This is a genomic window from Pseudomonas sp. RGM2987 (assembly GCF_022952855.1).
GTDB lineage: Bacteria > Pseudomonadota > Gammaproteobacteria > Pseudomonadales > Pseudomonadaceae > Aquipseudomonas.
Genome location: NZ_JALJDX010000133.1, coordinates 1 through 21,288, shown reverse-complemented (window position 1 = coordinate 21,288; position 21,288 = coordinate 1). Strand labels below are relative to the sequence as shown.

22 protein-coding genes are annotated in these 21,288 nt (G+C 61.5%); 20 read left to right on the top strand and 2 right to left on the bottom strand.

The features are described from left to right. Positions 1-138: 138 nt before the first annotated feature. Positions 139-3,354, bottom strand: a complete 3,216-nt coding sequence (gene rne / locus RGM2987_RS04125; protein WP_245138841.1) for a ribonuclease E — start codon at positions 3,352-3,354, stop codon at positions 139-141. A 699-nt stretch (positions 3,355-4,053) separates the two neighbouring features. On the opposite strand from rne, the gene rluC reads away from it, so the two are divergent. The 3 genes from rluC to RGM2987_RS04110 are packed head-to-tail and all read left to right on the top strand — an operon-like array spanning position 4,054 to position 6,672. Next, on the top strand, positions 4,054-5,010 hold the full coding sequence (gene rluC, locus RGM2987_RS04120; RefSeq protein WP_245138840.1) for a 23S rRNA pseudouridine(955/2504/2580) synthase RluC: 957 nt from the start codon (positions 4,054-4,056) through the stop codon (positions 5,008-5,010). Beyond that, a complete protein-coding gene (locus tag RGM2987_RS04115; RefSeq protein ID WP_245138839.1) occupies positions 5,000-5,662 on the top strand; it encodes an HAD-IIIA family hydrolase in 663 nt (220 codons plus the stop codon). The genes rluC and RGM2987_RS04115 overlap by 11 nt, the downstream gene beginning before the upstream one ends. Positions 5,663-5,682: 20 nt before the next feature. After that, positions 5,683-6,672 carry a S49 family peptidase gene (locus RGM2987_RS04110; RefSeq protein ID WP_245138838.1) on the top strand — a complete coding sequence of 330 codons (990 nt, stop codon included), beginning with the start codon at positions 5,683-5,685 and terminating at the stop codon, positions 6,670-6,672. Between the two features lie 144 nt (positions 6,673-6,816). Here RGM2987_RS04110 and RGM2987_RS04105 read toward each other — a convergent pair whose 3' ends face one another. Further along, positions 6,817-7,395 (bottom strand): nucleoside triphosphate pyrophosphatase, encoded by a 579-nt coding sequence (locus RGM2987_RS04105; protein WP_245138837.1) that lies wholly within the window; start codon positions 7,393-7,395, stop codon positions 6,817-6,819. A 104-nt stretch (positions 7,396-7,499) separates the two neighbouring features. Between RGM2987_RS04105 and RGM2987_RS04100 the strand changes: the two genes are divergently transcribed. The 17 genes from RGM2987_RS04100 (at position 7,500) to RGM2987_RS04020 (ending at position 21,231) form a co-directional block, all read left to right on the top strand. Next, positions 7,500-8,027, top strand: a complete 528-nt coding sequence (locus RGM2987_RS04100) for a YceD family protein (protein WP_245138836.1) — start codon at positions 7,500-7,502, stop codon at positions 8,025-8,027. Positions 8,028-8,040: 13 nt separating this feature from the next. Then, positions 8,041-8,223: a 50S ribosomal protein L32 gene (gene rpmF, locus RGM2987_RS04095; protein WP_003179396.1), complete on the top strand. Its 183-nt coding sequence runs from the start codon at positions 8,041-8,043 to the stop codon at positions 8,221-8,223. A gap of 3 nt (positions 8,224-8,226) precedes the next feature. Next, positions 8,227-9,237, top strand: a complete 1,011-nt coding sequence (gene plsX, locus RGM2987_RS04090; RefSeq protein WP_245138835.1) for a phosphate acyltransferase PlsX — start codon at positions 8,227-8,229, stop codon at positions 9,235-9,237. A gap of 178 nt (positions 9,238-9,415) precedes the next feature. Next, positions 9,416-10,354: an ACP S-malonyltransferase gene (fabD, locus tag RGM2987_RS04085; RefSeq protein ID WP_245138834.1), complete on the top strand. Its 939-nt coding sequence runs from the start codon at positions 9,416-9,418 to the stop codon at positions 10,352-10,354. 15 nt (positions 10,355-10,369) lie between these two features. Next, the gene (gene fabG / locus RGM2987_RS04080; RefSeq protein ID WP_245138833.1) at positions 10,370-11,113 is read left to right on the top strand and encodes a 3-oxoacyl-ACP reductase FabG; all 744 of its coding nucleotides are present in this window, start codon (positions 10,370-10,372) and stop codon (positions 11,111-11,113) included. 191 nt (positions 11,114-11,304) lie between these two features. Next, on the top strand, positions 11,305-11,541 hold the full coding sequence (gene acpP / locus RGM2987_RS04075) for an acyl carrier protein (protein ID WP_003175607.1): 237 nt from the start codon (positions 11,305-11,307) through the stop codon (positions 11,539-11,541). A 108-nt stretch (positions 11,542-11,649) separates the two neighbouring features. Further along, positions 11,650-12,894, top strand: a complete 1,245-nt coding sequence (gene fabF, locus RGM2987_RS04070; RefSeq protein WP_245138832.1) for a beta-ketoacyl-ACP synthase II — start codon at positions 11,650-11,652, stop codon at positions 12,892-12,894. After that, positions 12,894-13,709, top strand: coding sequence for an aminodeoxychorismate lyase (gene pabC / locus RGM2987_RS04065; protein ID WP_245138831.1), 816 nt, complete (start codon positions 12,894-12,896; stop codon positions 13,707-13,709). Before fabF ends, pabC begins: the two co-directional genes overlap by 1 nt. Before the next feature lie 3 nt (positions 13,710-13,712). Continuing rightward, a complete protein-coding gene (mltG, locus tag RGM2987_RS04060; protein ID WP_245138830.1) occupies positions 13,713-14,873 on the top strand; it encodes an endolytic transglycosylase MltG in 1,161 nt (386 codons plus the stop codon). 19 nt (positions 14,874-14,892) lie between these two features. Then, positions 14,893-15,525 carry a dTMP kinase gene (gene tmk, locus RGM2987_RS04055; RefSeq protein ID WP_245138829.1) on the top strand — a complete coding sequence of 211 codons (633 nt, stop codon included), beginning with the start codon at positions 14,893-14,895 and terminating at the stop codon, positions 15,523-15,525. Then, positions 15,518-16,504 carry a DNA polymerase III subunit delta' gene (locus tag RGM2987_RS04050; RefSeq protein WP_245138828.1) on the top strand — a complete coding sequence of 329 codons (987 nt, stop codon included), beginning with the start codon at positions 15,518-15,520 and terminating at the stop codon, positions 16,502-16,504. The genes tmk and RGM2987_RS04050 overlap by 8 nt, the downstream gene beginning before the upstream one ends. Positions 16,505-16,546: 42 nt before the next feature. Beyond that, positions 16,547-16,903 carry a PilZ domain-containing protein gene (locus tag RGM2987_RS04045; RefSeq protein ID WP_245138827.1) on the top strand — a complete coding sequence of 119 codons (357 nt, stop codon included), beginning with the start codon at positions 16,547-16,549 and terminating at the stop codon, positions 16,901-16,903. Between the two features lie 11 nt (positions 16,904-16,914). Further along, the gene (locus RGM2987_RS04040; RefSeq protein WP_245138826.1) at positions 16,915-17,709 is read left to right on the top strand and encodes a TatD family hydrolase; all 795 of its coding nucleotides are present in this window, start codon (positions 16,915-16,917) and stop codon (positions 17,707-17,709) included. Between the two features lie 384 nt (positions 17,710-18,093). Then, a complete protein-coding gene (locus tag RGM2987_RS04035) occupies positions 18,094-18,732 on the top strand; it encodes a TetR/AcrR family transcriptional regulator (RefSeq protein WP_245138825.1) in 639 nt (212 codons plus the stop codon). A 137-nt stretch (positions 18,733-18,869) separates the two neighbouring features. Further along, on the top strand, positions 18,870-19,838 hold the full coding sequence (locus RGM2987_RS04030) for a radical SAM protein (protein ID WP_245138824.1): 969 nt from the start codon (positions 18,870-18,872) through the stop codon (positions 19,836-19,838). A gap of 213 nt (positions 19,839-20,051) precedes the next feature. Continuing rightward, on the top strand, positions 20,052-20,657 hold the full coding sequence (locus RGM2987_RS04025) for a DUF4823 domain-containing protein (protein WP_245138823.1): 606 nt from the start codon (positions 20,052-20,054) through the stop codon (positions 20,655-20,657). Between the two features lie 13 nt (positions 20,658-20,670). Then, the gene (locus RGM2987_RS04020) at positions 20,671-21,231 is read left to right on the top strand and encodes a DUF1285 domain-containing protein (RefSeq protein WP_245138822.1); all 561 of its coding nucleotides are present in this window, start codon (positions 20,671-20,673) and stop codon (positions 21,229-21,231) included. The last annotated feature ends 57 nt before the right edge of the window (positions 21,232-21,288 follow it).

Here is a 21,288-nt window from a genome sequence, read left to right as displayed (position 1 = left end):
CCCCGTGATGCTCGCTGACCCGGCGCCTTCGCGAGCAAGCCCGCTCCCACAGGATGCGGTGCGCCAGGTGCTTATGTGTCAGCCATGAAAAAGCCCCGCCTGGCATGACCAGGCGGGGCTTTTTACTGGGCTATGGAATCAGGCGTGAGGCTTAGGCTCGTGCTCTTTTTCCAGGGCTTCAGTGTGACGCGGTGCGACTTCTTCGGCGAACGGTTGAGGCTCGTCGATCACCGGAGCCGATTCAGCCGGAGTTGGCTCTGAAGCGGTTTCAGCGTCCGGGGCAGGGGCTGCCTCGACTACTTCCGCTGCCGGAGCAGGCTCGGCGGCTGGTGCTTGCGCAGCAGCGGCAGCTTGTTCGGCTTCCTTCTGCAGACGCTCGGCTTCACGCTTGCGGCGACGCACTTCACGTGGGTCGTTTGGCGCGCGGCCGTTTGCGGTCAGGGCGCTGGCGGGTGCCGGCTCTTCCACAACGGCTGGCGCTTCGACAACCACAGGCGCCTCGACCACCGGAGCGGCCTCGACTACTTGTGGTTCGACGGCTTTCACTGGTTCCGGGGTCGGCTCAGGTTCAGCGACCGGAGCCGGCTCGGCGTGCCAGTTGAATGCAGTCTGCTCTTCACGGACCGGCTCAACTGCTGGTGCCGGAGCGGCTGCCTCGACGGCCGGCTCAGCGGCAACCACCGGCTGCTCGACAATCGGCGCAGGCTCGGCAACGGCTTGGACTTCAGGCTGGGCTTCACGAACCGGAGCGACTTCCACTTCCGGCGAAGCAGTCACTTCTACCGGGGTAGTAGCTTCGACGACCGGTGCTTCGACAGCCGGGGCGTTTTCCACTGCCGCAGTGGCGCGTTCGGCTTGCTCGTTGGCCTGGGCTTCGGCCGGCGCGCTGATCGCGCTGCTGGCAACGGCCTCGGTCACGGCCAGGCCGGCAACCAGGTCGGCGGCGCTTGGCGCTTCGGCGTTCTCGGCGGATTCGGACTCTTCCGAACCTTCGATCACATTGCCGTTGGCATCGCGCTGACGCTCACGACGGTTGCTGCGACGACGCTGGCCACGGGAACGGCGGCGTGGACGATCGCCTTCGGCGGTGTCCTGGCCGTCTTCCGAGAGTTGCTCTTCGGCGTTCAGCACTTCTTCTTCGCTGGCAGCGGCCTGTTCGGCGCGCGGTTGACGCTCTTCACGCGGTGGACGCGGTGCGCGTTCTTCACGCGGCTGGCGAGCCGGACGCTCTTCAGCGACAGCGGCAGCGGTAGCTGCAACGGCCGGAGCGGCATCCAGTGGTTCACGCAGTTCGCGGACGCGTTCTTCACGCTCGCCACGTGGCTTGCGGTCTTCACGCGGGGCGCGCGGTTGACGCTCTTCACGCGGCGGGCGCGGTGCGCGCTCTTCGCGAGCTACGGTAGGCGCGTCTTCACGGACTTCACGAGGCTGGCGTTCTTCACGTGGCTCGCGTGGGGCGCGTTCCTCACGCGGTGCACGCTCTTCACGAGGCGCACGTTCTTCGCGAGGCTTGCGCTCTTCGTCGCGGCGACCGTTGCGGTTGCGGGTCTGCTGGCGACCGTTGCGGCGTTCCTCGTTGCGGGCCGGGCGCTCGGCAGCGGCTGGCTTGGCAACGACGGCCGGAGCGGCAGGTTCTTCCTTGGTGGCGAACAGGCTGACCAGCGACTTCACCAGGCCCTTGAACAGGCTAGGTTCTGGAGCAGCGGCCGGTGCTGCAACCGGAGCGGCCACTTCGGTCGGGACCGGAGCGTTGGCGCGGGCCGGGGCGGTCTTGACCGCGGCTTCCTGGCGAACCAGGGTGCGGGTGGCGGCGGCCGGCTGGACGTCTTCGACTTCGGCTGCTGCCGCGGCGATTTCGTAGCTGGACTGGTTGGTGTGGGCTTCCGGGCTGTCATCGCGCAGGCGCTGCACTTCGAAGTGCGGCGTCTCGAGGTGGTCGTTCGGCAGGATGACGATACGGGCCCGGGTACGCAGTTCGATCTTGGTGATCGAGTTGCGTTTTTCGTTGAGCAGGAACGCGGCGACCGGGATCGGCACCTGGGCGCGCACTTCGGCGGTGCGGTCCTTCAGGGCTTCTTCTTCGATCAGGCGCAGGATTGCCAGGGACAGCGACTCGACGTCACGGATGATGCCGGTGCCGTTGCAGCGTGGGCAGACGATGCCGCTGCTTTCGCCCAGGGATGGGCGCAGGCGCTGACGGGACATTTCCAGCAGGCCGAAGCGCGAGATGCGACCGACCTGTACGCGGGCGCGGTCGGCTTCCAGGCATTCGCGGACTTTTTCTTCCACGGCGCGCTGGTTCTTGGCCGGCGTCATGTCGATGAAGTCGATGACGATCAGGCCGCCGATATCGCGCAGGCGCAGCTGACGGGCGATTTCCTCGGCCGCTTCCAGGTTGGTCTGCAGGGCGGTTTCTTCGATGTCGCTGCCTTTGGTGGCGCGGGCCGAGTTGATGTCGATGGACACCAGGGCTTCGGTCGGATCGATGACGATGGAACCGCCGGACGGCAGCTCGACGACGCGCTGGAAGGCGGTCTCGATCTGGCTTTCGATCTGGAAACGGTTGAACAGCGGGACGCTGTCTTCGTAGAGCTTGATCTTGCTGGCGTACTGCGGCATCACCTGGCGGATGAAGGTCAGGGCTTCGTCCTGGGCTTCAACGCTGTCGATCAGCACTTCGCCGATGTCCTGGCGCAGGTAGTCGCGGATCGCGCGGATGATCACGTTGCTTTCCTGGTAGATCAGGAACGGCGCGGAGCGATCCAGCGAAGCTTCTTTGATGGCGGTCCACAGTTGCAGCAGGTAGTCGAGGTCCCACTGCATCTCTTCGCTGCTGCGGCCAAGGCCGGCAGTGCGAACGATCAGGCCCATGTCGGCTGGGGCAACCAGGCCATTGAGGGCTTCACGCAGTTCGTTGCGCTCTTCGCCTTCGATACGGCGGGAGATGCCGCCGGCACGCGGGTTGTTCGGCATCAGCACCAGGTAACGGCCGGCCAGGCTGATGAAGGTGGTCAGGGCGGCGCCCTTGTTGCCACGTTCTTCTTTTTCGACCTGGACGATGACTTCCTGGCCTTCGCTCAGGACGTCCTTGATGTTGACGCGGCCTTCAGGGGCTTTCTTGAAGTATTCGCGGGAGATTTCTTTAAGGGGCAGGAAGCCGTGGCGCTCGGAGCCGAAATCGACAAAGGCAGCCTCAAGGCTTGGTTCGATGCGAGTAATCCGGCCTTTATAGATATTGGCCTTCTTCTGCTCGCGTGCACCGGATTCGATATCCAGGTCGTAGAGGCGCTGGCCGTCTACCAGTGCAACACGCAACTCTTCGGGTTGAGTTGCGTTAATCAGCATTCTTTTCATGTAGTACCGTCGGTTTCCGGGCTGCCGGAAACGGCGTTCGGCACACACGACTTCTCACGGTCGGTGTCAGGTGCGTCCTGGAAGTGGCAGGGCCATTCCAGTGTCCAGCGAGTTCGACCCAATGATGGCGAAGTCGCGACGGACGCGTCCTGCTTGCTGGTACTCAAGCACTCAGTCAGGAGGAGGAATCAACCGGCGTCTGTGGACGAGATGAAGCGTCTAAATATAAGCCTAGTGCTACACAGTCCGACGGTTGTACGTCTCCACCCTACACGTATCCCTGATAATTCGGGTGCTGCCGCGCGCAGAATCCGCAGCGGGTTGGCATTTACCGTGAGCTCCGAAAGGGGAGGTCACGCATCATGGCTCATTTAGGCGTTGTTTCCGAAGCTTTCGCTCGGGGTCGTCTGCAGCTGACTGCACTTTGTGAACTGGCCGTGAATGTGGCGCGCAAGGCGAGTCAGAACTCTGCTTTGCGGCGTATTTCAGGCCTCATGTCACCTGCGCTCGTTACACCTGCAAACTCTACCGTTACGTAGCGAAAGCCCCGTAGGACGGCCTCTCGTCCTCGTGAATTGCGTTGGTCAGGGCCGGTTTTTGACCGTTAGTCCGCTGTCCAGCCACTTTTGGCGGCGTTCGCGACTATAGCAGCAATGATTAAGTGCTTCAATTCCATAAAAAATTGTTATGATCGCCGCCATGACGACTACTGCCCCTTCGACCCCTGGCGTTCAACTGCTCGAGGTCTCGCCGGAATATGCCGGCCAACGAATCGACAATTTCCTCCTGGCCCGACTCAAAGGCGTGCCCAAGACCTTGATTTACCGCATCTTGCGCAAAGGCGAAGTGCGGGTGAACAAGGGCCGGATCAAGCCCGAATACAAGCTCCAGGCCGGTGACGTCGTGCGCGTTCCACCGGTTCGCGTGCCCGAACGCGATGAGCCGGTGCCGGTGGCCCAAGGCCTGCTGCAACGCCTTGAGGCCGCGATCGTCTACGAAGACAAGGCCCTGATCGTGCTCAACAAGCCCGCAGGCATTGCGGTTCATGGCGGCAGCGGGCTGAATTTCGGCGTGATCGAAGCCTTTCGTCAGTTGCGTCCGGATGCCAAGGAGCTGGAGCTGGTCCACCGCCTGGACCGCGACACGTCCGGCCTGCTGATGATCGCCAAGAAACGCAGCATGCTGCGCCACTTGCATGAACAGTTGCGCGGCGACGGCGTGGACAAGCGCTACATGGCGCTGGTGCGCGGTCGCTGGGAAACCTCCGTCAAGCAGGTGCGTGCGCCGCTGCTCAAGAGCAACCTGCGCTCTGGCGAACGCATGGTCGAGGTCAACGAAGAGGGCAAGGAGGCGTTGACCGTGTTCAAGGTGCTGCGCCGCTTCGGTGACTTCGCCACCATGGTCGAGGCCAAGCCAGTGACCGGTCGCACCCACCAGATCCGTGTCCACACCCTGCATGCCGGGCATAGCATCGCCGGAGACAGCAAATACGGCGACGAGGATTTCACCAAGGAAATCCGTGAGCTGGGCGGCAAGCGCCTGTTTCTCCATGCCTACATGCTCACCGTGCCGCTGCCCGATGGTGGCGAGCTGAAATTGCAGGCCCCCGTGGATGAGATGTGGGCCAAGACCGTGGAGCGGTTGAGTGCATCCTGATTACAAGTTGTTGATCTTTGATTGGGATGGCACGTTGGCCAATTCCATCGGCCGGATCGTGGAATCGATGCATGTTGCGTCGGACCGCTCGGGGTTTGCCCGGTGCGATGACCTGGCAGTGAAGGGCATCATCGGTCTCGGGTTGCCGGAAGCCATTCGCAGCCTCTATCCGGATATCCAGGACGAAGAGCTGGTGGTTTTTCGTCAGCATTACGCCGATTACTACATCGCGCTGGAGGCCGAACCTTCGCCATTGTTCGATGGCGTGGCTGACACCCTGCAGACCCTGCGAGCCGAGGGTTATCACCTGGCGGTCGCGACCGGCAAGGCGCGGCGCGGGCTGGATCGAGTGTTGAAATCCCATGGCTGGGACGATTATTTCGATATCACCCGCGCCGCCGATGAAACTGCCAGCAAACCGCATCCTCTGATGCTTGAGCAGATCCTGGCGCACTGCAATATGCGCCCGGAGCAAGCGCTGATGGTGGGCGACTCGTCGTTCGACCTGCAGATGGCGCGCAATGCCGGCATGGGCTCGGTGGCCGTCAGCTACGGGGCCCAGACGATCGAGGCGCTACAGGCCTTCGAGCCGCGACTGTCGATTGATCATTTTCCTGAGTTGCACGCCTGGCTGAGCGGGCGGGCCCATTAAGTTCTGCTGGGGATGCATGCATGACCGATGAATGGAAGGCACCTGCCAAGGCAAGCGCCGAAAGCGGTGACGACAAAAGCTGGAAGCTGTTGGAAAAGACCTTGCTGGCCAGCGTGCAGGAGCAGCGCCGTTCCCGTCGCTGGGGCATCTTCTTCAAGCTCCTGACGTTTGTTTACCTGTTTCTTGCGCTGGCGTTGTTCACGCCGCTGATGTCCGTGGAAAAAAGCGCCGTCAGCGGATCGGCCTACACCGCGCTGATCAATATCGAAGGCATGATCGCCGACAAGGAGCCCGCCAGTGCGGACAATATCGTCGGCAGCCTGCGGGCGGCTTTCGAGGACTCCAAGGTCAAGGGCGTGGTGCTGCGCATCAACAGCCCGGGCGGCAGTCCGGTGCAGTCGGGGTATGTGTACGACGAGATCGTCCGGCTGCGCGGCTTGCACCCGGATATCAAGGTCTACGCGGTGATTTCCGATCTCGGGGCGTCCGGCGCCTATTACATTGCCAGTGCCGCCGACCAGATCTATGCCGACAAGGCCAGCCTGGTGGGCTCCATTGGGGTTACGGCCGCCGGCTACGGGTTTGTCGGGACAATGGACAAGCTTGGGGTTGAACGTCGGGTCTACACGTCTGGCGAACACAAGTCTTTCCTGGACCCGTTCCAGCCGCAGAAACCGGAGGAGACCGCTTTCTGGCAGGGCGTTCTCGACACCACTCACAAGCAGTTTATTGCCAGCGTCAAGAAAGGACGGGGTGAGCGCCTGAAGGACAAGGAGCATCCGGAGCTGTTTTCCGGGCTGGTCTGGTCGGGCGAGCAGGCCTTGCCGTTGGGCCTGATCGACGGCCTGGGCAGTGCCAGTTCGGTGGCGAGGGATGTGATTGGTCAGAAGGAGTTGGTGGACTTCACCATCGAAGAGTCGCCATTTGACCGCTTCTCGAAAAAGCTCGGGGCGAGTATCGCCGAGCATCTGGCGATGTGGATGGGCTTCCAGGGGCCGACGCTGCGCTAAGAGCGCAGGCTTCCATTGCCTCAGTGGCGAGGGAGCTTGCTCCCGCTGGGTCGGTCCGACGCCTCGGGCGAAGCGGCCCCAGGTTCCAGCGGTCGCTGCGCAACCGAGCGGGAGCAAGCTCCCTCGCCACGGGTGTTTTTCAGTTCAGGGAATCTGCACACCTTCGGCCAATAACATATCCACAAGGCGAATCAGCGGCAGGCCGATCAGGCTGGTGGCGTCCGGGCCTTCGGTGCTCTGGAACAGGCTGACGCCCAGCCCTTCGGCCTTGAAGCTGCCGGCGCAGTCGTAGGGTTGTTCGGCGCGCAGGTAGCGTTCGACGCGCGCAGGCTCCAGGGTGCGCATCGTGACGGTGAACGGAACGCAATCGACCTGACAGGCGCCGGTCTGGCTGTTGAGCAGTGCCAGCCCCGTCAGGAAGGTGACCCGGGTGCCGCTGGCGGCCAGCAGTTGTTCGCGCGCGTTTTCGAAGGTGTGCGGCTTGCCCAGGATGCGCTCGCCGAGTACGGCAACCTGGTCCGAGCCGATGATCAGGTGCGCCGGATGGCTGGCCGCCAGTGCCTGGGCTTTTTCCCGGGCCAGGCGTTTTACCAGCTCGACGGCAGGCTCGCCGGGACGATGACTTTCGTCGATGTCGGGCGAGCTGCAGACGAACGGCAATCCGAGGCGGGCCAGCAATTCCCGTCTATAGACTGAGCTGGAGGCAAGTAATAAAGGCAGCATGGGCATCTCCAAAGGCAATGGCGGATTCTAGCGAGGCGTGCAAGTGACGGACAGGGCTGAATTTCCTTTGACATGGCCCGGTGCATCCCTATAATGCTGCGCCTATGTTGAATGACCCGATTCCACCTCACGTTGACCCGCGCAAATTGGCTGACCGTGGCACCACCCTTCAAGGTGAACTGCTGCTGGCCGATTTGAAGAGACTCTGCGACCCGCTTTCCGACGATGTCGGTACGGTCCAGGCCAAATTCGTTTTTGAACGAGATGAACGTAAATCTGTGGTGATCCACAGTTTTATCGACACTGAAGTCAAAATGGTTTGCCAGCGTTGTCTTGAGCTGGTCACCCTGCCGATCCACAGCGAATGCAGTTACGCCGTGGTGAAGGAGGGTGCGAATACCCAGTCGTTGCCGAAAGGTTATGACGTGCTGGAACTGGGCGAAGATCCATTGGATCTGCAGGCACTGATCGAGGAGGAGCTTCTGCTCGCCTTGCCCATTGTGCCTGCTCATCATCCGGAAGAATGCCAGCAGCCGGCGGGAGCAGATGAGCCCGAACCGAGCGAGGACGAGGTAACGCGGTCCAACCCGTTCAGTGTATTGGCGCAGTTAAAGCGTGACCCAAACGTTTAGGAGTTAATCAATTATGGCTGTTCAGCAGAACAAAAAATCCCGCTCTGCCCGTGACATGCGCCGTTCGCACGACGCTCTCGAGGCTAGCACCCTGTCTGTAGAAAAAACCACCGGTGAAGTTCACCTGCGTCACCACGTATCGCCAGAAGGCGTATACCGTGGTCGTAAAGTGATCGACAAGGGCGCTGACGAGTAATCCTTGTCCGCTCAAGTCATCGCGATTGACGCAATGGGCGGGGACTTCGGTCCCCGCAGCATTGTTCAGGCCAGCCTTGCTTGTCTGAATGCTACGCCCTCGCTGCACCTGACCCTTGTCGGTCAACCCTCTCTCCTGGAAGACTTGCTCGGCGGCCAATCGGCTGTGGATCGCGCGCGCCTGACCATTACCCCGGCGTCCGAAGTCATCACCATGGATGAAAAGCCGGCCCAGGCCCTGCGCAACAAGCCCGACGCCTCGATGCGGGTGGCGCTTGAGCTGCTGCGGGACGGCAAGGCCCAGGCGTGTGTCAGCGCCGGCAATACCGGTGCGCTGATGGCGCTGTCGCGCTACGTGCTCAAGACCCTGCCGGGCATTGACCGGCCGGCGATGGTGGCGGCGATCCCGACCCAGCGTGGTTTCTGTCAGTTGCTCGATCTGGGGGCTAATGTCGATTGCAGCGCCGAGCATCTGTTGCAGTTTGCGGTGATGGGCTCGGTGGCGGCTGAGACCCTGGGCATCGTGCGCCCACGGGTGGCGCTGCTCAACATTGGCACTGAGGACATCAAGGGCAACCAGCAGGTCAAGCTTGCGGCCACGCTGTTGCAAAAAGCCCCTGGCATCAACTACATCGGTTTCGTCGAAGGGGATGGCTTGTACCGCGGCGAGGCGGATGTGGTGGTGTGCGACGGTTTTGTCGGCAATATCCTGCTCAAGTCCAGCGAAGGCCTGGCGACCATGATCGGCCAGCGTATCGAGAACCTGTTCAGGCAAAGCCTGGCATCAAAAGTCGTGGGCGCCCTGGCATTGCCGCTGATGCGTCGATTGCAGGCAGACCTGGCGCCGGCGCGGCACAACGGGGCGAGTTTCCTCGGGCTGCAAGGCATCGTGATCAAGAGTCATGGCTCGGCAGGCGCCGAGGGTTTCCAGAGTGCGATCAATCGGGCACTGATCGAAATCCAGGAGAACCTGCCCAAGCGTCTGCATGGTCGCCTCGAGGATTTGTTAACTTAGGCGTTTTCGTCCGACAATGCTTAAATGTGACCGGTCGGTTCAACCCGCCATCCAACTGTCAGTTTCCTAGGGTTCGTACGAAAAGCCGCCGAGCGGCGATCAGGCACTTTTCGTACAAAGCCTAGCGTCCCCAGGGGCGTCAATTTTTGACAACAAGATCATTAGGGGCTTTGTTTTCATGTCTGCTTCCCTCGCATTCGTCTTTCCAGGACAGGGCTCGCAGTCCCTCGGCATGCTGGCCGAGCTGGGCGCGCAATACCCGCTGATCCTCGAAACCTTCAAAGAAGCTTCCGATGCTCTCGGCTATGACCTATGGGCATTGACCCAGCAGGGGCCGGAAGAGCAGCTCAACCAGACCGATAAAACCCAGCCGGCCATCCTGACCGCGTCGATCGCGCTGTGGCGCCTGTGGCTGGCCGAAGGTGGTGCGCGCCCGGCATTCGTCGCCGGTCACAGCCTGGGCGAATACAGTGCCCTGGTTGCCGCTGGCAGCCTCAGCCTGGGTGACGCGGTGAAACTGGTGGAGCGCCGCGGCCAGTTGATGCAAGAGGCCGTTCCGGCCGGGCAGGGCGCCATGGCGGCGATCCTCGGCCTGGAAGACGCCGACGTGCTGGCAGCCTGCGCCGAAGCGGCGCAAGGCGAGGTGGTCAGCGCCGTAAACTTCAACTCCCCGGGCCAGGTGGTGATCGCTGGCGCCAAGGCTGCTGTCGAACGCGCCATCGAGGGCTGCAAGGCGGGGGGTGCCAAGCGCGCCATGCCGCTGCCGGTCAGCGTGCCATCGCACTGCGAACTGATGCGTCCGGCTGCCGAGCGCTTTGCCGAGTCCATCGCCGCCATCGATTGGCAGGCGCCGCAGATTCCCGTGGTGCAGAACGTCAGCGCCAGCGTGGCAGCGGATCTCGAGACCTTGAAGCGCGACTTGCTGGAACAACTCTACAAGCCGGTTCGCTGGGTCGAATCGGTGCAGACCCTGGCGGCCAAGGGCGCGACCGAGCTGGTCGAGTGCGGCCCTGGCAAAGTCCTCGCCGGTCTGAACAAACGTTGCGCCGAAGGCGTATCGACTTCCAATCTCAACACCCCAGACGCTTTCGCTGCCGCCCGTGCAGCGCAGGCCTGAACAGGAGAAGCTTGCATGAGTCTGCAAGGTAAAGTTGCACTGGTGACCGGTGCAAGCCGTGGCATCGGCCAGGCCATTGCCCTGGAACTGGGTCGTCAAGGCGCCATCGTCGTCGGCACCGCGACTTCCGCAGCGGGCGCCGAGCGCATCGCCGCAACCCTCAAGGAAAACGGTATCCAAGGCACCGGCCTTGAACTGAACGTCACCAGCGACGAATCGGTTGCGGCGGTACTGGCGAGCATCCAGGCGCAGTTCGGCGCGCCGGCGATCCTGGTCAATAACGCCGGCATCACCCGCGATAACCTGATGATGCGCATGAAAGATGACGAGTGGTTCGACGTGGTCGATACCAACCTGAACAGTCTGTACCGGCTGTCCAAGGGCGTTCTGCGCGGCATGACCAAGGCTCGTTGGGGGCGGATTATCAGTATCGGTTCGGTTGTGGGTGCCATGGGCAACGCCGGCCAAGTAAACTATGCTGCGGCGAAGGCCGGTCTGGAAGGTTTCAGCCGTGCGCTGGCGCGTGAAGTGGGTTCGCGCTCGATTACGGTAAACTCGGTCACCCCGGGTTTCATCGATACCGACATGACCCGCGAACTGCCAGAAGCACAGCGTGAAGCCCTGCAGACGCAGATTCCGCTGGGTCGTCTGGGGCAAGCTCAAGAAATCGCGTCCGTGGTCGCTTTTCTTGCGTCGGACGGTGCGGCATACGTGACTGGGGCTACAATCCCGGTGAACGGCGGGATGTACATGAGTTAAATGTGACGGATTGCTTCAAAAAAATGTCATACGAGCTGTCTAAAATCCGTTATAAAGCTGCAATCATTTTATAGACGGCGGGCCGCAGGGTTTGAGGAGTGAAGCTTTCGGTTGAAAAACCGAAAAGTTCTTCTATACACTTACCCACCGGCCAGCTGCCTGAATTTGTCCATTAGGAGTGAAAACAAGGTATGAGCACCATCGAAGAGCGCGTCAAGAAAATCGTTGCCGAGCAACTGGGCGTTAAAGAAGAAGAAGTTGTGAACACCGCTTCCTTCGTTGAAGACCTGGGTGCCGACTCCCTTGACACCGTTGAGCTGGTGATGGCTCTGGAAGAGGAATTCGAGACCGAGATTCCTGACGAAGAAGCTGAAAAGATCACTACTGTACAAGCTGCTATCGACTACGTTACCAGCCACCAGGCGTAATCGTTTTTAGTCGTCGCTAGCTGTCATGGAAAAACCGCACTGCCTTTCTGGCGTGCGGTTTTTTCTTTAGGCCTGATGCAAAGTCGTCATTAGAAAAAGGAGAGTGCTGTGTCGCGTAGACGCGTCGTAGTCACCGGTATGGGTATGTTGTCGCCACTGGGCACGGATGTGCCGAGCAGCTGGCAGGGCATTCTGGCTGGCCGCAGTGGCATTGGTCTGATCGAACACACCGACCTTTCTGCCTATTCCACCCGTTTTGGCGGCTCGGTCAACGGCTTCAATGTCGAGGAGTACCTGTCGGTCAAGGAAGCCCGCAAGCTCGACCTGTTCATTCAATACGGCCTCGCAGCCGGTTTCCAGGCGGTGCGTAACGCCGGCCTTGAAGTCACCGATGCCAACCGTGAGCGCATCGGCGTGGCCATGGGTTCGGGTATTGGCGGCTTGACCAATATCGAAGAAACCAGCCGCACGCTGCACGATTCCGGGCCGCGACGGATTTCTCCGTTCTTCGTGCCTGGCTCGATCATCAATATGATTTCCGGTTTCCTGTCCATCCATCTGGGGGCACAGGGACCTAACTACGCCATCGCCACCGCTTGTACCACGGGTACGCACTGCATCGGCATGGCCGCCCGTAACATCATGTACGATGAAGCCGACGTGATGATTGCCGGCGGCGCCGAGATGGCGGCCTGTGGCCTGGGCATGGGTGGCTTCGGTGCCTCCCGTGCGCTGTCGACCCGCAATGACGAGCCGGCCCGCGCCAGCCGGCCCTGGGACAAGGGCCGCGATGGCTTTGTGCTGTCCGACGGCGCCGGTGCGCTGGTGCTCGAAGAGCTGGAGCATGCCAAGGCTCGTGGCGCGACCATCTATGCCGAGCTGATCGGCTTCGGCACCAGTGGCGATGCGTATCACATGACCTCGCCACCGGCCGATGGCGCCGGTGCGGCCCGGTGCATCGCCAACGCCCTGCGTGACGCGAAAATCAATGGCGAGCAGGTGCAGTACATCAACGCCCATGGTACTTCGACCCCGGCCGGCGATTTGGCCGAAGCCCAGGCGATCAAGACTGTGTTCGGCGAACATGCCTACCAGCTGGCGGTCAGCTCGACCAAATCCATGACCGGTCACCTGCTGGGTGCGGCTGGGGCGGTGGAGGCGATCTTCAGCGTACTGGCGATCAACAGCCAGGTCGCGCCGCCGACCATCAACCTGGACGAGCCGGACGAAGGCTGTGACCTGGACTTTGTGCCACACACCGCCCGCAGCATGGACATCGATGTGGTGCTGTCCAACTCCTTCGGCTTCGGCGGGACCAACGGCTCGCTGGTGTTCCGCCGGTTCGCCGGCTGATGGAAAGCTGGGTCGACGGTCAGCCGGCCGGCACCCTGTCGCTGAAAGACCGCGGCCTGGCTTATGGCGATGGGTTGTTTGAAACCATCGCCGTGCGCAGCGGCACAGCAGTGTTGCTGGAGCGTCATCTACAGCGCCTGGAGACAGGCTGTCGGCGGCTGGCGCTGCGGGTTGACTGGGCCACCTTGAGCGCGGAGCTGAACAGCTACGCCCGGTCCCTGGGCGACGGTGTGCTCAAGCTGATCGTCACCCGTGGCGACAGCCTGCGCGGTTATGCCGCTGATCCTTCGACCGAGGCCCGGCGCATCTTGCAGGGCAGCGCTCCGGCGGCTTATCCGGCGGCCCATGCCGAACTCGGCGTGAACCTCTTCCCTTGTTCCGTGCGCTTGTCCGAGCAGCCCTTGCTCGCCGGTCTCAAGCATCTCAACCGCCTGGAACAAGTGCTGGCACGTGCCGAGTGGACCGGCGCGCAGTATGCCGAAGGCTTGATGCTGGACACGTCCGGGCGGGTGGTTGAAGGGGTCTTCAGCAACCTGTTCCTGGTGCGCGATGGTGCCCTGATCACTGCAGACTTGAGCCGTTGCGGCGTGGCCGGGGTGATGCGTGCAGAATTATTGTTTCAAGCCGAGTCTCACGGCATCGCCACCCAAATCACCGATATTTCCCTCGAACAGCTGCACCAGGCTGATGAAGTCTTTGTCTGCAACAGCGTTTATGGCGTGTGGCCAGTGCTGAGCTGTGGTTCGGCACGCTGGTCGGCTGGGCCGCTCACCCGTAAACTGCAGACCCTTGCCCGCGCGTTATTGGATGTTTGATTCGTGAGACGTAAATTCTTGCTGCTGCTGGAAACCGGACTGGTTCTGGCAGGGCTGTTGTTGGGTGCTTCGGCCTGGAAGATCCATTCGGCGCTGCAACAGCCGCTGAATATCACCCAGGAGGAAATGCTGGACGTGCCCAACGGGACCACCCCGACCGGAACCCTCAAGCGCCTTGAAGCCGATGGCCTGATCAAGGACGCCTTCTGGTTGCGGGTCTATTGGCGTTTCAACCTCGCCGACCAGCCGTTGCACTCCGGTGAATACCGGATGGTGCCCGGCATGACCATGGAAGGCCTGATCGGTGTCTGGAAGCGTGGGGAAGTTGTGCAGTACACCGTCACGTTGGTGGAAGGCTGGAATTTCCGTCAGGTGCGTGCGGCACTGGCCAAGGACGAGAAGCTCCAGCAGACCCTGACCGGCCTGAGCGACAGCCAGGTGATGGAACGCCTGGGGCATTCCGGGATATTTCCCGAGGGCCGGTTCTTTCCGGACACCTACCGCTTCGTGCGCGGTACCTCGGACGTCGACCTGCTGAAAAAGGCCTACGACCGTCTCGAGGATGTGCTCGCCAAGGAGTGGGCGCAGCGGGCCGACGATGCCCCTTACACGCAGCCCTATCAAGCATTGATCATGGCATCGCTGGTGGAGAAAGAGACCGGCGTGCCCCAGGAGCGCGCTCAGATTGCCGGAGTATTCGTACGGCGGATGCGCCAGGGCATGCTGCTGCAGACCGACCCCACGGTGATCTACGGTCTGGGCGAGCGCTACACCGGCAAACTCACCCGTGCCCATTTGAAAGAAGACAATCCCTATAACACCTACCTGATCCCGGGGCTGCCGCCGACGCCGATTGCGATGGTGGGGCGCGAGGCGATTCATGCCGCGTTGAACCCGGCGGCGGGCAACAGCCTGTACTTTGTCGCTCGCGGCGATGGCAGCCACGTGTTCTCCGATGACCTGGAGGCGCACAATAACGCGGTGCGCGAATTCCAGCTCAAGCGCCGCGCCGACTACCGCTCCAGCCCGGCCCCGGCGGCACCGGACGAACAGGCGCCGATTCCTGCCGCGTCGCCCGACACGGCACCGGAAACGATGCCCCAGGTGCCGGCGCAGCAACCCGCTCCCGAACCGAATGCCAGCGAGCCACCGAGCCCGCAATGACTCTGATTAAGGACCCCCCGTGACTGGCTTGTTTATTACGCTGGAAGGCCCCGAAGGCGCCGGCAAGAGCACCAACCGCGAATACCTGGCCGAACGCCTGCAAGCTGCCGGTATCGAAGTGGTATTGACCCGCGAGCCGGGCGGCACGCCGCTGGCCGAGCGGATTCGCGAGGTGTTGCTGGCGCCCGCTGACGAAGTCATGAACCCCGACACCGAGCTGTTGCTGGTCTTCGCCGCCAGGGCCCAGCACCTGGCCGAGGTGATTCGTCCGGCGCTGGCCCGTGGCGCGGTGGTGCTTTGCGACCGCTTCACCGATTCCACTTATGCCTATCAGGGCGGCGGCCGGGGCTTGTCCCTGGAGCGCATCGCTGCGTTGGAAGCGTTCGTGCAGGGTGACCTGCGGCCGGACCTGACCCTGATATTCGACCTGCCGGTGGAAATCGGCCTGGCCCGTGCCAGCGCCCGGGGGCGGCTGGATCGTTTCGAGCTTGAAGGCCAGGGGTTCTTCAATGCGGTGCGCAATGCTTTCCTGAGCCGGGCCAAGGCCGATCCGGCGCGCTACCTGCTGATCGATGCCGCTCAACCCCTGAGCCAGGTCCAGCAGTCCCTGGATGACTTGCTGCCGCGTTTGCTGGAGCGTGCCCGTGGCTGAAGCCTATCCCTGGCAGGACGGTCTCTGGCAACAACTGGCCGGGCGTGCCCAGCATGCCCATGCCTACCTGTTGCATGGGCCGGTGGGGATCGGCAAGCGCGCACTGGCCGAGCGCCTGATGGCCAGCCTGCTGTGTCAGCAACCGCGTGCCGCGAACGCCTGCGGTGCCTGCAAATCCTGCCTGCTGCTCAAGGCCGGCAGCCATCCCGACAACTACGTACTGGAGCCGGAAGAGGCGGACAAGGCGATCAAGGTCGACCAGGTCCGGGACTTGGTCAGCTTCGTGGTCCAGACCTCACAGATGGGCGGGCGCAAGGTGGTGCTGATCGAGCCGGTCGAGTCGATGAACATCAATGCCGCGAACGCCTTGCTCAAGAGCCTTGAGGAGCCTTCCGGCGACACCGTGCTGTTGCTCGTCAGCCACCAGCCGAGCCGCTTGTTGCCGACCATCAAGAGTCGCTGCGTACAACAGGCCTGCCCGCTGCCGAGCGAAACAATGAGCCTGCAATGGCTGGCCCAGGCCTTGCCCGACAGCAGCGATGAAGAACGCGTCGAGCTGCTGACCCTGGCCGCCGGATCGCCCCTGGCGGCTGTCAGTCTCCAGGCCCAGGGCGTGCATGAGCAGCGTGCGTTGGTGGTGGACGGGGTCAAGAAACTGCTCAAGCAGCAACAATCCCCCACGCAACTGGCCGAGGGCTGGAATGCCATCCCGTTGCTCTTGCTGTTCGACTGGTTCTGCGATTGGTCGAGCCTGATCCTGCGTTACCAGTTGACCGAGGATGAGGCGGGCCTGGGGCTGGCGGACATGCGCAAGGTCATCCAGTACCTGGCGCAAAAAAGCAGCCAGGATAAAATCTTGAACATTCAGGACTGGATTCTTGCCCAACGTCAGAAGGTGCTGAGCAAGGCGAACCTCAATCGGGTGTTGTTGCTCGAAGCGTTGTTGGTGCAGTGGGCGAGTTTGCCTGGCCGAAACTGACAGCCAGCGCCTAGACTCAGCTCAATCGCAGCGGAGATCAGCATGAACGAACCTGTCAGTCCCGGACCACGCAACGGCATCCTGTCCCTGACTATCAAGGACAAGTCGGTGCTCTATGCCGCCTACATGCCCTTTATCAAGAATGGCGGCCTGTTCATTCCCACCAACAAGAATTATCGCCTGGGCGATGAGGTGTTCATGCTGTTGAGCCTGATGGACGAGCCGGAAAAAACCCCGGTCGCCGGCAAGGTGATCTGGATAACCCCCAAGGGCGCCCAGGGCAACCGGGCCGCAGGCGTCGGCGTGCAGTTCAACGACGGCGACAATTCGGCGCGCAATCAGATCGAAACCCACCTGGCCGGCGCTTTGAAGTCCGACCGTCCCACCCATACGATGTAGCCAGTCCTTTTATGCTTGTAGATTCCCATTGTCACCTCGATCGTCTCGACCTCGCTGCCCATGACGGGTCCCTGGATGCCGCGCTGGACGCTGCTCGCCAGCGAGGTGTCGGGCATTTCCTGTGCATCGGTGTCAGCGCCGACAACGCCGCCGACGTCAAGGCATTGGCCGAACGCTACGCGGATGTCGATTGTTCGGTCGGTGTTCATCCGCTGGATGTCCAGCCCGACGCCGCGCCGGCGCTCGATTGGCTGCTGCGTGAACTCGATCACCCTCGGGTCGTCGCCATTGGCGAAACCGGCCTGGATTATCACTACGAGCCGGAAGCCGCCGAGGTACAGCAGGCTTCCTTCCGCTTGCACCTGGAGGCTGCCCGGCAGACCGGCAAGCCGGTGATCATTCACACCCGTGGCGCCCGGGCCGACACCTTGGCCTTGCTGCACGACGCGGCGCTACCCCAGGCCGGGGTGTTGCATTGCTTCACCGAGGATTGGGACATGGCCAAGGCCGCGTTGGACATGGGGTATTACATTTCCTTGTCCGGGATCGTGACGTTCCGCAATGCCGACGCCCTGCGCGACGTCGCCAGCAAAGTACCGGCCGACCGCCTGCTGGTGGAGACCGACTCGCCTTACCTGGCGCCGATTCCGTATCGCGGCAAGCCGAACCTGCCCCAATACGTACGGGAAGTGGCGGAGTTCCTGGCAATGTTACGCGGTGAGTCCTACGAGCGATTTGCCGAACAGACCACGGAGAATTTTAAGAAATTGTTTCCATTGGCCCATGTACGCCCGGCAATAGCCTGAATTGCATGCAAAAAAAACCCGGGTTCTGGGGGGTGAATCCGGGTTAAGACCATTAGGAGTAAAACAAAGGCACGCGGTCCGTTGGTACCTTTATCGGGGCGTCACTTGGGGGAGATGTCGCCCCGACAGTTCAAGTATTGATCAGTATGCCAACCCGTCCAGTCTGGTCGGGGCGGTTTTTAAACAGATTTGGAATACGCTCGCTTCGGATAAGTTCTCATTGGCGCCAAAGCGCGACGCAGTGGCCCGGCGACCCAGGAAGTGGAACGCGAGAAGCGATTGGTTTTGTGAAGAACTGTGGCCGGGAACGGATGATCCGTGCATTTTTGCGTAAGTTAGGCATAATACCCGGCTTCGAATTTTGACCCTTCAGACCTTTTTCTTATGCACAAAGAACCCCGTAAGGTCCGTGAGTTTCGCCGCCGCGAGCAGGAAATTCTCGACACCGCGCTCAAGTTGTTCCTCGACCAGGGCGAAGACAGCGTCACCGTCGAGATGATTGCGGATGCCGTGGGTATCGGCAAAGGCACCATCTATAAACACTTCAAGTCCAAGGCCGAGATCTACCTGCGCCTGATGCTCGACTACGAGCGCGATTTGAATGAGCTGCTGCATTCGGCCGATGTGGACAAGGACAAGGAAGCGCTGTCCCGGGCCTACTTCGAATTCCGCATGCGCGACCCGCAACGCTACCGCTTGTTCGATCGCCTGGAAGAGAAGGTGGTCAAGGGCAACCAGGTGCCGGAGATGGTCGAGGAACTGCACAAGATCCGCGCTTCGAACTTCGATCGCCTGACCCTGTTGATCAAGGGGCGTATCAGCGAAGGCAAGCTTGAAGACGTGCCGCCTTATTTCCATTACTGTGCGGCCTGGGCGCTGGTGCATGGCGCCGTGGCGCTGTATCACTCGCCGTTCTGGAGCAACGTACTGGAAGATCAGGAAGGCTTCTTCCAGTTCCTGATGGACATCGGCGTGCGCATGGGCAACAAGCGCAAGCGCGATACAGACCTCCCCAGCCACTGACATTCAGCTGCCTGATTGCGCCATGTCCGCTTACATGGCGCAGTGCCCCAGGAATATACTCAGGCTTGGGTCTTGTGAAAACTTGATTTATAGGTCAAGTTTCGCCAGTCCGTTTCTTCTTCTTGCCGGAGTGATCCATGATCGTTGATCGTCAAGGCAGGCGCTTTCGCAATCTGCGGATCAGCCTGACGTCAGCCTGCAACTATGCCTGTACCTACTGCGTGCCTGACGGCAAGCGGCTGGTGGCTGCGCAGGATGAACTGTCGGCCGAGGCCATGGCGCGCGGGGTGGAATACCTGATCGAGGCCGCCGGCATCGAGCGGTTGCGCATCACTGGCGGTGAGCCGCTGGTCAGCCCCAAGCTGGAGCGGTTCATGACGGCGGTGGGGCAGATGGGCCTGGAAGACATCAGCCTGACCACCAACGGTCAGTTGCTGGCGAAAAAACTGCCTTTGCTGGTCGATGCCGGCATCCGGCGGATCAACGTTTCCCTCGATACCCTGGATCCCGTCGCGTTTAAGAGCATTGCCCGGGGCGGTGACCTGACGACTGTGCTCGGCGGCATGGAGCAGGCCCGCGCCGCTGGAATGAAGATCAAGGTCAACATGGTGCCGCTGCGCGGGCAGAACCTGGACCAAGTGATGCCTTTGCTCGAATACTGCCTGGATCGCGGCTATGAGCTGCGTTTCATCGAGTTGATGCGCATGGGGCACCTGGCCCGCGATTCCAACGCGTTTTTGCAGCAATTCGTCAGCCTCCAGCAATTGCTCAGCCTGATCGGCGATCAATACGAGTACCTGCAAGCCAACGCGCCGGTGGATGCCACGGCGGTGCGCTATGAAATTCCGGGGCAGGGGCACTTTGGCGTAATTGCCAACGAAAGCGTGCCGTTCTGTCGTACCTGTTCGCGCCTGCGCTTGTCCTCCACGGGCTGGTTGCATGGCTGCCTGTCTTCGAGCAATCGACACTTCGTCGGCGATCTGCTGGACAAGCCCCGTCACCAGGCGCTGCCGGCGCTTCAGCGCTTGCTGATGAAGGCATTGGGGGATAAACAGGAAGTAGCGTTTTCCGGTGGTGCGACCATCATGAAGATCATCGGCGGCTGATCCTTCCCTGTGGCGAGGGAGCTTGCTCCCGCTGGGCTGCAAGCAGCCCTCCTGGTTTTAAAAGCTTACGACTGCTTCGCAGCCGAGCGGGAGCAAGCTCCCTCGCCACAGGGATATTCCAAGGCGGAAATCCAAGCGATCCCAAGGACTGGCGCAAAAGCTGCATCCCACGACCATTCGCCGGTTTTCCGACACCGGTTTCTGGAGGGTAGGATGCGTAGCCTGGTTTTGCTGCTGGCCGTTTTGGCGCTTGGCGGTTGCATGAATGTCAGCGACATGGGGGAGGGCGTTCGTTATCACATGAGTGACGCCGGCCTGCTGGACCATAGCGATAGCCGCCGTATTAACAACCTGCGTATCCAGCCGGACTCGTTCATCTACATTGCCCAAGGCGCTTTCGCGCCCCCAGGCAGTGCCTATCCACGGCCCAATGTCGTGGCCGAGGAAGCCTTTAACGGCTTCATCGAATATTTCCCCATGGTCCGTCGTGCCCGGGTTCCTGAAGGTCTCGATCAGGCCATGGGCGAGGCCCGTGCCGCCGGCGCTCATTACTTGCTGTACACCCGGTTCGCCAAGGCCGACAACCGCATCGGCAATACGGACGAGTGGGCGGACGAAGAGGCCGTGGATCGCCTGGGCGTCGACACCAGCGTGATTCAAATCATGTTGATCGAGACCAGCACCCAGTATTTGATTGATACTGCACGGATCAAGAGTCGTGGCGGTTTACTGACGTTGCACGACAAACAGCCCCAGGACCTCATCGCCACGCCGTTGCGTGAGTATGCCCGCAGCCTGCTGGGGATGAGCGACGAATAACCAAGGAGTCACCATGAGCGGACCGCAAAAAGCCAACGACTTGCTGGGCCAGATCCCCAAGACCAAAGGCCTGCCGCCGGTCCACTTGTGGAACCCCGACTTCTGCGGCGACATCGACATGCGCATCGCCCGTGACGGCACCTGGTACTACCTGGGTACGCCTATCGGGCGCAAGCCGATGGTCAAGTTGTTCTCCACCATCATCCGCCGCGACGGCGATGATTATTTCCTGATCACTCCAGTGGAAAAGGTCGGCATCAAGGTCGACGATGCGCCGTTCGTGGCCGTGACCCTCGAGGTCGAAGGCGAGGGCGAAGGGCAGCTGCTGCGCTTCACCACCAATGTCGAGGAGACCACCGAAGCCGGGCCCGAGCATCCGATGCGGGTGGTGATCGATCCCCATACCCAGGAACCTGCGCCCTACGTGCATGTGCGCAGTAACCTTGAAGCGCTGATCCACCGCAATGTGTTTTACCAACTGGTGGAGTTGGCGGTCAGTCGTGAGATCGACGGGCAGCGCTGGTTGGGGGTATGGAGTGGTGGCGAGTTTTACCCGATAGGCCTGGAACCGTAGATCCTGTGGGAGCGGGCTTGCTCGCGAAGGCGGTGGATCAGCAAACATTGATTTGAC